We start from the raw sequence: 9,238 nt of genomic DNA, 5'->3' as shown, positions 1-9,238 counted from the left end.
GACCGCGCCCCGCCTGCAGGCCTCGACGAAGGCGGCCGCCTCCGGGTTTGACGCGGCGACCTCCGCGGCCAGGGGATGATCGGCCGCGATCCCGACGAAGGCGGCCCCAAACAGGGTATCTGGTCGGGTGGTATAGACCTCCAGGCCGTCCGTTCGCGCAGGGTCGGTGAAGCGGAAGGCGAAGCGGGCCCCCCGGGAGCGGCCAATCCAGTTCTCCTGCATGACCCGGACCTTTTCGGGCCAGCGCTCAAGGGTCTTCAGGTCGTTGGTCAGGGCGTCGGCGTAGTCGGTGATCCGCAGGAACCACTGGCTGAGCCGGCGCTTCTCCACCACCGCGCCGGATCTCCAGCCCCGGCCATCAATGACCTGCTCGTTGGCCAGGACCGTCTGGTCCACAGGGTCCCAGTTGACCAGGCCCTCCTTGCGATAGACCAGCCCCTTTTCGAACAGGTCCAGGAACCAGGCCTGCTGGCGCCCGGAATAGCCCACGTCGCAGGTCGCGAATTCCCGCGACCAGTCGATGGACAGGCCAAGCTCCTTCAGCTCGTCCCGCATCCGGCTGATGTTGTCGTAGGTCCAGGCCTTGGGGTCGATGCCGCGCTCCATGGCGGCGTTCTCGGCGGGCAGACCAAAGGCATCCCAGCCCATGGGGTGCAGGACATTGAAGCCTCGGGCGCGCTTGTACCGGGCAATGACGTCGCCGAGGGCGTAGTTGCGCACATGGCCCATGTGCAGCCGGCCCGACGGATAGGGGAACATCTCGAGGACGTAGTACTTGGGCCGTGAGGGATCGGGCGGCCCCGCGCGGAAGGCGTCTGCGGCCTCCCAGGCGCGTCTCCACCTGGGCTCGGTATCTTTGGGATTGTATCTGGCCATGGCGGACATACCGTCGGATCAGGTCAAGGAGGGCCCCGGAAGGCTCCGGGAGGTGCGCTACGGCGATCCCCTTCGACCCTTCAGGCCCGCCAGGTTTCGCCGGTCAGGTTCGGTGGGCGACGCCAGGACAGGTCCGGCGTTCAGCCCGGCGCGCTCGAAAGTCGCACCTGCCGGGCCCGGGTAAGTATCGCGTTCTCGACGTCCACCTCGGTCTGGGCGTTCACCTGGGCCTCGGTCCAGGTCCCCTTCGCGTCGCGGACCTGGCGGAAAATGGCCACGTTCAGGCCATCGGCGCGGAGCCGGCTGTCGAGGATGTAGACCGTCGCCTTGAAGCGCTCGTCGGGCTTCTCGGGATTGACGTACCAGTCGGTGATGATCACGCCGCCATAGGGATCAGCGGAGGAGAGCGGCATGAAGGAAAGCGTGTCCAGGGCCGCGCGCCACAGATAGCCGTTGACGGAAACGGCCGGTTTGTCGCCCCTCGCCTGGGAGGTACCTTCGAAGACGCTGAACGGGTTGAAGCCCTCGGGCTCCTGGCCCTCGAAGGTCTTCGGGGCACTGTTCGACGCGCAGGCGGCGAGCGAGGCGGCGGCGAGAATCGCCAGACCCACCCTCAGGCTCTTCTTCAGGTCTACGGATCCAGACGGCATCTGCACCGCTCCAAACTTCAGGGCCCGCACCCCGCGGCGCAAACCAGCGCCACCCCGCGCCGCGCCCTCTATATCAATGCCGGGACGCGGGCCAAACAGGAATCGCGTGACCCTGCCGCCACAGGTGGGGCGGGATTCGGTACTCAGAGCACCTACCGAGGTTGACCCCAACGATCCCCAGCCCCTAATCGTGGATCTCGCCCTTTTCCGGGCGTAATCGGCTGCCAGACAGCCAGAATGGTGATGATGTCTTCTCGCGTGACCCTCCTGCGCACCTGCGCTTCGCTCACCGCCGGGGTTCTCCTGGCCGGTGCGGCGTCGCTCGCGCACGCGGAGCCAGCGCGCAAGGCCGACGACTTCACCGTCCGGATGGACCAGTCCGCCTCTCCCGTGGGTGGAACCTCCCTGACCTGGGACGCCCGAAAGGGCCGCTGGGGCATGACCTTTAACGTCGAGACCGCCCCGACCCGCGATTCTGAGTGGGCGGACGTGAAGGCCGGAGCCTATTACCGGGTCTCGCCCACCCTTCGGATTGGCGGTGCGGTGTCCATGGGCGACGAGGCTGGGCGGCCAGAGTCCATGCGCAAGATGGCCCCGCAACAACAGCCGGCGCCCCGCGTCCGGCTCGAGTCCGCCTTCAAGTTCTGAGGCTGAACCCGACTCCCGCAATTCCCGCCGCGCCCGTCATGCGCAGGCGTCCCGCCCTTGTGTCATCGACCCCGCCGAGAGCATAGGCGGGCGCCGAGGCGGCTCTCACCCGCGCCGCGAAGCGCAGGGTCCCGAGGGGGGCGCCGGCCGAAGGCGAGGCCGAGGGGAAGACTGCAGACAGGACGAAGGCGTCAATTCCCGGCCGCCGCGCCGCCCGCGGGGAATGGGCGGCGGCCGTGATCAGCCAACCTGGTTTCCTCAGGCGCGGGGCCCGGCCCGCGAGGCGCTCGGGAAGGTGGACCCCCGCTGCGCCCGACCGTGCGGCCAGTCCGGCGTCAGCCCCCACCAGCAGGACCAGGCCGCGGCGTCGGGCGACGGCCGCAAGGGCGCGGGCGATCTCCAGCCGGTCCGGCGCGCCAAAGGCCCGGTAGACCAGGCCCGTCCCCCGGGGCAGAACTCGGGCGAGGGCGACAGGATCTGGCGTCCGGTCTGGGTCGGTGAACACCAGGAGGGGCGGCGGCAGGGCCTTTCCCCCGCCCCGCCTCCGGCCTAGGTATGCGGCGGTCCGCCCGACGGTCCAGAAACCGGAAATGCCTGTGTCCCCCTCGCTCGACGCCATCCTAGCCCGAATCGCCGCCGCCGAGCAGGCCGCCGCCCGCCCGCCCGGCGGCGTCACCCTGACCGCCGTTTCCAAGCAGCAGCCCTGGGAGGCCATCGCCCCCGTGGTCGCCGCCGGGCACAGGGTGTTCGGCGAGAATCGCGTCCAGGAGGCCGAGGCCCGCTGGACGGGCCGCCGGGAGGGCCTAGAGCTGCGGCTGATCGGGCCTCTCCAGACCAACAAGGCCGAGGCTGCCGCGTCCGTCTTCGATGTCATCGAGAGCCTGGATCGGGACCGGCTGGCCCTGGCCCTTGTCGCCGCAGCCCAGAAGACTGGGCGCCTGCCGCGCCTGCTGGTCCAGGTGAATACGGGTGAGGAGCCCCAGAAGGCGGGGGTGGTCCCCGCTGACGCCGACGCCTTTCTCGACCGGGTTCGCGGCCCCCTCGCCCTACCGGTGGAGGGACTGATGTGCATTCCCCCGGTCGGCGAGCCTGCGGGTCCGCATTTCGGCCTGCTGGCCCGGATTGCCGCCCGCAACGGGCTTTCCGTCCTGTCCATGGGCATGAGCGACGATTTCGAGACCGCCATCGCCTTTGGCGCCACCCATGTCCGGGTGGGCTCAGCCCTCTTCGGCGCCCGGAACTAGGGCTGGAAGCCGCCGGGAAGGACAGCAAGGGCGTCTTCTGGCCCCGCCAGGGACAGCAGGTCCAGAAGGTCCTCCCGCCGCACGGCGACGCATCCGGCCGTCGGCGACCAGTCCGGCTGAGCCAGATGCAGGAAGATGGCCGACCCCATCGGGCTGATGGGCGGATCGTCGTTGTGGCCCAGGACCACGATCAGGTCATAAACCCGGTCGTCCCTCCACAGGGCCTCTGCGCTGGCGGGATAGGGCAGGCGGACGGGGCGGTTGTAGGCCGGGTCCCCGGGGGCGTCGCACCAGCCGTCCGCTGGCGTGAGCGCCTGGACAGGCAGGCGGGTCTTCGGCGCCGGCACGCGGTCGGGCCGGTAGAAGACCTTCCGGAAGGGCCAGACGCCCAGGGGCGAGGCGCCGTCACCCTCCCGCTTGTCCGCCGCCGGCAGGACCCCGGATCGGCCCAGGGCGCACCGTACCCGCCTGCCGCCGATATCGAGGGTACCGTCCGAGGTCGCCGAGAAGATCATTCCGCCTGTCTCCGCTACTGCCACGACCCTTCCGAGGGCCGTCTTCAACTGGACCCTTGGCGGGGCCCGCCCTCAGGGTGCATGTTCCGGCCCATGGCTCAACCCAAGACCCTGCTGATCATCGACGACAATGACGAGCTGAGGACCGAGCTCGCCGACCTCCTCGCCTCCGGGGGCGAATTCGAGGTCGTCCAGGCGGCCACCGGCGCCGCGGGCATCCTTGCGGCCCTCGAGGCGCGTCCGGACATCATCCTCCTGGACGTCGACCTGCCGGACACCAACGGCCGGGAGGTGTGCCGGGAGCTCCGCGCGCAACAGGTCGCCTGCCCGGTGATCATGCTGACGGCGGCTGACGCCGAAACGGAGATGGTGGGCGGGCTGGATGCCGGGGCCAACGACTATGTCACCAAACCCTTCCGACTGGCCGTCTTGCAGGCCCGGATCCGCGCCCAGATTCGCAGTCACGAGCATTCCGAGGGTGCCGTCTTCCGGCTCGGCCCCTACGAGTTCCGGCCGGCGGCCAAGGTCCTGGTGGACAGCTCGGGGCGCAAGGTGCGGCTGACCGAGAAGGAAACCAACATCCTGAAATATCTCTATCGCGCCGGTGAAAAGTCGGTGGCGCGGGAAGAGTTGCTGGCCGAGGTCTGGGGCTACAACGCCGGTGTGACGACCCACACCCTCGAGACCCATGTCTACCGGCTGCGCCAGAAGATCGAGTCGGATCCCGCTGGCGGCCGGCTCCTGCTGACTGAGGGCGGCGGATACCGGCTGGTGCCCTGACCGCCGTTACGATCAGGTTCCCACGTATCGGAACAGGATCTAGAGCCGGAAGTCCGCCGTGACCGGTGCGTGGTCGCTGGGTCGCTCCCAGGCCCGGACCTCGTCGTGGACCCGGGCGCTGGCGCCGTCCGCCAGGGCAGGACCCCGCAGGCCGGGGGAGATCCAGATGTGGTCCAGCCTCAGGCCGCGGTTCGAGGCGCGGAAATCGGCGGCGCGGTAACTCCACCAGGAGAACAGCTTCTCGGACTCGGGGACCGCCTCGCGCACCAGGTCCGTGAAGCCGCCGGCCTCGCACAGGGCCGCCATGGCCTCGATCTCGATGGGGGTATGGCTGACCACCTTCAGCATCTGGCGGTGGCTCCAGACGTCGTTCTCCCCGGGGGCGACGTTCAGGTCGCCGGTGATGACCAGGGCTTCAGCCGGATCCCTGCGGCGAGCTTCGGCGGTCAGGCGGGCGAAGAAATCCAGCTTGTGTGCGAACTTTGGGTTGGTCTCCGGGTCGGGAGTGTCGCCCCCAGCCGGGATGTAGAAGTTCTGGACCTCGATCCCCGACACCCGGGCCCCGACAACCCGGGCGTGGCCCTCGCGGCAGAGGTCCAGGGCAGGAGCGTCGTCGAGGGGAAGCCGCGAGACAATGGCCACCCCGTGCGAGCCTTTCTGGCCGCTGATGCGCATGTGCGGGTAGCCGGCGGCCTCAAACTCGGCCCGGGGGAATTCCCCCTCCCGGCACTTGATCTCCTGGAGACACAGGACGTCTGGGTCCTGCTCACGGGCGAACCGCGTCACCTGCTCGGCGCGGAGGCGGACGGAGTTCACGTTCCAGGTGGCGAGTCTCAGGCGCATGGCGGTTTCCCCGTCCGGCCCCAAAAGGAACGCCCGGAGGCGCAAGCCGTCCGGGCGTAGTTAGCTCTCTCGTGCAGCCTCCGGAAGGGGATGACGTCCGGAGGCCGCAGGCCCGGCTGCACCGGGCCCATGAGTGACATCAACGCAACTTTCACCATCTTTGTCAAGTTTTTGGAATATTCTTGTTGTGTGTGACGAATAAGTTACATCTTGCCGCGACCCGGCGCCCGAGGCCGTGGATCCTCAATGACGAAGAGGCTAGCAGGCAGACCGCTGACCTTCCGGAAATCCTTCAGCTCGACCCGGGTCGACCGACCCTGGGCGTCGGTCACCGTCCAGCCGGTAAGGGCAAGGGGGGAGTCTGAGAAAGTCAGCGCAATGCGGCCCTCCGCTTGTCGGCGGCTGTCTCGGGCCGTCACCTCAAAGCCCTCCCCATATCGCCTCACCGCTGTCACCTGGGTGTCGCCGTCCAGGCGAATCCGCCGCGAGAGGAAGAGGGACAGGGGCGTGGCGACCAGGGGATAACGCTCGAAGGTCTTCAGGCGCGGGTCGGCCACCGTGACGTTGGTACCGTCCGCCACCACCAGCAGCGAGGCGGGCGGGGCATAAGCGAAGCGGGCCTTCCCCGGCCGGCGGATGAAAACTTCGCCCCGGCTGACCCGACCCCGGGAATCGGTCTGGATGAAGTCACCCCTGGCCTCTGTCAGCGCCTCGAGCCAGGCGGCGGCCCGGGCGGCCAGCTCCCGCTCTTCCGCTCCCAGGGTCGGCGCGGCTGCGGCTACGGCGGCGGGTGCGGCGATGACGGTGGCCAGGCCCGCCAGGGCGATACGGCGTGTTGGCATGAGGTATCTCCAGGGGCCGGAATGCGCCAGGCCGCCAGCGGGGTCAATGCCCCGGAATTGCGGCACCTGCGGGGCAGGGGCCCGAGACCGTCCCCAGTCAAGCTGGAACCCGGTTGGCGTCCTAGGGCGGCGGCGGCGCCAGGATCTCACGCTTGCCCGAATGGTTGGCGGGGCTGACCACGCCTTCCTTCTCCATGCGCTCGATCAGGGAGGCGGCGCGGTTGTAGCCGATCTGCAGCCGGCGCTGGACATAGGAGGTCGAGGCCTTCCCGTCGCGGGTGACCACGGCGACGGCGCGATCATAGAGATCGTCGCCCGACCCGCCCTCACCCTCGCCGAAGTCACCGCCGCCGTCCTCGTCGTCCCCGCCTGCGGTGACCTCCTCCAGATACTGGGGCTGGCCCTGTTCGCGCAGGAAGCGGGCCACGGCCTCAACCTCGCCGTCCGAGACGAAGGGGCCATGCAAGCGGGTGACGCGCCCGCCGCCCGCCATGTAGAGCATGTCGCCCTGGCCCAGCAGCTGCTCGGCACCCTGGTCCCCGAGGATGGTGCGGGAATCGATCCGGGAGGTGACCTGGAAGGAGATCCGGGTCGGGAAGTTGGCCTTGATGGTGCCGGTGATGACGTCCACCGAGGGCCTCTGCGTCGCCATGACCAGGTGGATGCCAGCCGCCCGCGCCATCTGAGCCAACCTTTGCACTGCGCCTTCCACGTCTTTGCCGGCCACCATCATCAGGTCGGCGACCTCGTCGATTACCACCACCAGGTAGGGCATGGGACGAGGATCAATTCGCTCGCTCTCGTAGACGGGCCGGCCCTGGTCGTCGAAACCGGTCTGGACCGTGCGCTCGAAGTGCTCTCCCCGGGCCGTCGCCTCCCGCGCGCGCTCGTTGTAGGAGGCCACATTCCGCACGCCGATCTTGGACATCAGGCGGTAGCGGTCCTCCATCTCCCGGACCGTCCACTTCAGGGCAACGATGGCCTTTTTCGGGTCTGTGACCACCGGGGCCAGCAGGTGCGGGATCCCGTCATATACGCTGAGCTCCAGCATCTTGGGGTCGATCATGATGAACCGGCAGGCCTCGGGCGGAAGGCGGTAGAGGATCGACAGGATCATGGCATTGACCCCCACCGACTTGCCCGAGCCGGTCGTGCCGGCAATCAGCAGGTGGGGCATCTTGGCCAGGTCGGCGACATAGGGCTCGCCGCCAATGTTCTCGCCCAGGGCCATAGGCAGGGCGTGACCGGTCTTCTCGTATTCGGAACTGGACAGGAGGTCGCGCAGGTAGACCGTCTCGCGCCGGGCGTTCGGCAGCTCGATACCGATGGCGTTGCGTCCCGGCACCACGGCGACCCGGCAGGCGGCGACGGACATGGAGCGCGCGATGTCGTCGGCCAGGGCCACCACGCGCGCCGACTTCACGCCGGGGGCGGGGACGAGTTCGTAGAGGGTGACCACCGGCCCCGGTCGGATCTGGTCGATCTGTCCCCGGACGCCGAATTCGGCCAAGACCCCTTCGAGGAGCTGGGCATTCTGGCGCAGGGCCGCCTCGTCGAACTGGGCCGCGCGCGGCGGCGAGCGGGCGAGCATGGATAGGTCGGGAAGAACGAAGCCCTCTCCCCTGGCGAACTCCAGGACTCCCTGGGACTCACGGGTCTCCCGCCCGGATTCCCGAGAGGACTTGGGCGGACGGATGGCGACCGGCGCTCCACCCTCCTCGGCGCCGAAGGTCGCGAGTCCGTCCGGGCCGACCCCGTCTGCGAGTTCCGGATCGGCCGGCAGGTCTGCCTTCCGGGACCGGCTCCGTGCGCCCCGAACCGCTGGCGCGGGTTCGGACTCGGGTTCGGGCGCGAAGGGCGAGCGTACCGCTGAGGTCAGGTCGCGGCTGCGCATCCAGCCGACCAGCCTGGCCAGGGCGCCCCGGATATCGAGCTTGGGCAGGGCCAGGGCGTAGGCGAGCCCCCAGAGCCCGAGGGTTCCCAGCAGGCCTGCGGTCAGGCCCCGGCCGAAGGGGACACCCGCCTCGCCCAGGGCGCCGCGGCCGAGGCCCAGGAGACCGTCGCCAGCCAGTCCGCCCAGGCCCCCGGCCAGGGGCCAGGCTGAAGGCGCCCGGGGCCAGGCCAGAAGGGCCGCGACACCGCATAGGGCCAGGATCCCGCCAAGCGCCCGGAGGCGCAGGCCAAGCCGGCTGGAGTCGGGATTTGGACTGGCCAGCCTGGAGAGGCCAAGGACCAACATGAGCAGGGCGACCAGGGCCGCCGGCAGGCCCAGGGCCTGGAACAGGAGGTCCGAGAGGACCGCACCGGCACCTCCCAGGACATTCCCGGGAATGGCACCTGAAGACGCGTTGAGGCTCGGGTCCGCCGCCTTCCAGGTGGCGAGCGCCGCCGCCAGGGCCGCCCCCGAAAGAGCGACAAGTCCGCCGCGCGCCCGGGCCGCGAAGGGATGCGCCCAGACCGCGCCGGCGATCTCGAACCCTCTGTCTATGCCCCGTTTCCGCGCCGCCCGCGCCATGCCGGTCCGCTCCCGCGTTGATTCCGGGATACTCTGGACCCAAGAGGGTTAAGAGGCGTTTACCTCGGTCGCAACAGGCCCGCCTCTCCCGTTTGCAACCCCACCAAAACCCTCTAGGAGTGGCCAAATGTGGTCCATGCCCCGCAATCTCAGGAAGATCGCCCTCATCGTGATCGCCCTGATGGCCCTGGTTGGCTTCGTCTCCGGCGTGCTCGGCGCGCGGGACGTCGCCTACCTGCCTGGAGACGCCCCCTTGGCTCCGGCGACATCGGCCCCGGCCATCGTCGCCCCCGAGGTGACCCCCCTGCCCACCGACATTCCGCCC

Annotated in this window: 11 protein-coding genes; 4 read left to right on the top strand and 7 right to left on the bottom strand. The window is 69.4% G+C overall.

What is annotated here, in order from left to right; genetic code table 11:
- Positions 1–876, bottom strand: an 876-nt coding sequence (locus tag WCJ52_RS09115; RefSeq protein ID WP_336902992.1) for a class I tRNA ligase family protein, incomplete at its 3' end; no start/stop codon positions are given.
- A 140-nt stretch (positions 877–1,016) separates the two neighbouring features.
- Positions 1,017–1,526: a DUF3576 domain-containing protein gene (locus WCJ52_RS09110; RefSeq protein WP_336902991.1), complete on the bottom strand. Its 510-nt coding sequence runs from the start codon at positions 1,524–1,526 to the stop codon at positions 1,017–1,019.
- A 246-nt stretch (positions 1,527–1,772) separates the two neighbouring features.
- Between WCJ52_RS09110 and WCJ52_RS09105 the strand changes: the two genes are divergently transcribed.
- Positions 1,773–2,174: an NtrZ family periplasmic regulatory protein gene (locus WCJ52_RS09105; protein ID WP_336902990.1), complete on the top strand. Its 402-nt coding sequence runs from the start codon at positions 1,773–1,775 to the stop codon at positions 2,172–2,174.
- Here the strand turns inward: WCJ52_RS09105 and WCJ52_RS09100 are convergent.
- Positions 2,164–2,793: a thiamine phosphate synthase gene (locus tag WCJ52_RS09100; RefSeq protein ID WP_336902989.1), complete on the bottom strand. Its 630-nt coding sequence runs from the start codon at positions 2,791–2,793 to the stop codon at positions 2,164–2,166. The two genes, WCJ52_RS09105 and WCJ52_RS09100, sit on opposite strands and share 11 nt — an antisense overlap.
- Between WCJ52_RS09100 and WCJ52_RS09095 the strand changes: the two genes are divergently transcribed.
- Complete coding sequence (locus WCJ52_RS09095; RefSeq protein WP_336902988.1) at positions 2,765–3,418, top strand: YggS family pyridoxal phosphate-dependent enzyme; 654 nt, start codon at positions 2,765–2,767, stop codon at positions 3,416–3,418. The genes WCJ52_RS09100 and WCJ52_RS09095 overlap by 29 nt on opposite strands.
- Here WCJ52_RS09095 and WCJ52_RS09090 read toward each other — a convergent pair.
- Positions 3,415–3,933, bottom strand: coding sequence for a L,D-transpeptidase family protein (locus tag WCJ52_RS09090; protein ID WP_336902987.1), 519 nt, complete (start codon positions 3,931–3,933; stop codon positions 3,415–3,417). The two genes, WCJ52_RS09095 and WCJ52_RS09090, sit on opposite strands and share 4 nt — an antisense overlap.
- Before the next feature lie 93 nt (positions 3,934–4,026).
- On the opposite strand from WCJ52_RS09090, the gene WCJ52_RS09085 reads away from it, so the two are divergent.
- The gene (locus WCJ52_RS09085; protein ID WP_336902986.1) at positions 4,027–4,713 is read left to right on the top strand and encodes a response regulator transcription factor; all 687 of its coding nucleotides are present in this window, start codon (positions 4,027–4,029) and stop codon (positions 4,711–4,713) included.
- A 39-nt stretch (positions 4,714–4,752) separates the two neighbouring features.
- On the opposite strand, the gene xth is transcribed toward WCJ52_RS09085, so the two are convergent.
- The 3 genes from xth to WCJ52_RS09070 form a co-directional block, all read right to left on the bottom strand.
- Positions 4,753–5,556: an exodeoxyribonuclease III gene (gene xth, locus WCJ52_RS09080; RefSeq protein ID WP_336902985.1), complete on the bottom strand. Its 804-nt coding sequence runs from the start codon at positions 5,554–5,556 to the stop codon at positions 4,753–4,755.
- 203 nt (positions 5,557–5,759) lie between these two features.
- Positions 5,760–6,398 carry an outer-membrane lipoprotein carrier protein LolA gene (locus WCJ52_RS09075; RefSeq protein WP_336902984.1) on the bottom strand — a complete coding sequence of 213 codons (639 nt, stop codon included), beginning with the start codon at positions 6,396–6,398 and terminating at the stop codon, positions 5,760–5,762.
- Positions 6,399–6,519: 121 nt separating this feature from the next.
- Positions 6,520–8,913 carry a DNA translocase FtsK 4TM domain-containing protein gene (locus WCJ52_RS09070; RefSeq protein ID WP_336902983.1) on the bottom strand — a complete coding sequence of 798 codons (2,394 nt, stop codon included), beginning with the start codon at positions 8,911–8,913 and terminating at the stop codon, positions 6,520–6,522.
- A 127-nt stretch (positions 8,914–9,040) separates the two neighbouring features.
- Between WCJ52_RS09070 and WCJ52_RS09065 the strand changes: the two genes are divergently transcribed.
- Positions 9,041–9,238, top strand: a 198-nt coding sequence (locus WCJ52_RS09065) for a hypothetical protein (protein ID WP_336902982.1), incomplete at its 3' end; no start/stop codon positions are given.

The organism is Phenylobacterium sp. (assembly GCF_037138395.1).
GTDB lineage: Bacteria > Pseudomonadota > Alphaproteobacteria > Caulobacterales > Caulobacteraceae > Phenylobacterium.
The sequence above is the reverse complement of the archived record's forward strand: the minus strand, read 5'-3'. Positions and strand labels throughout refer to the sequence as shown.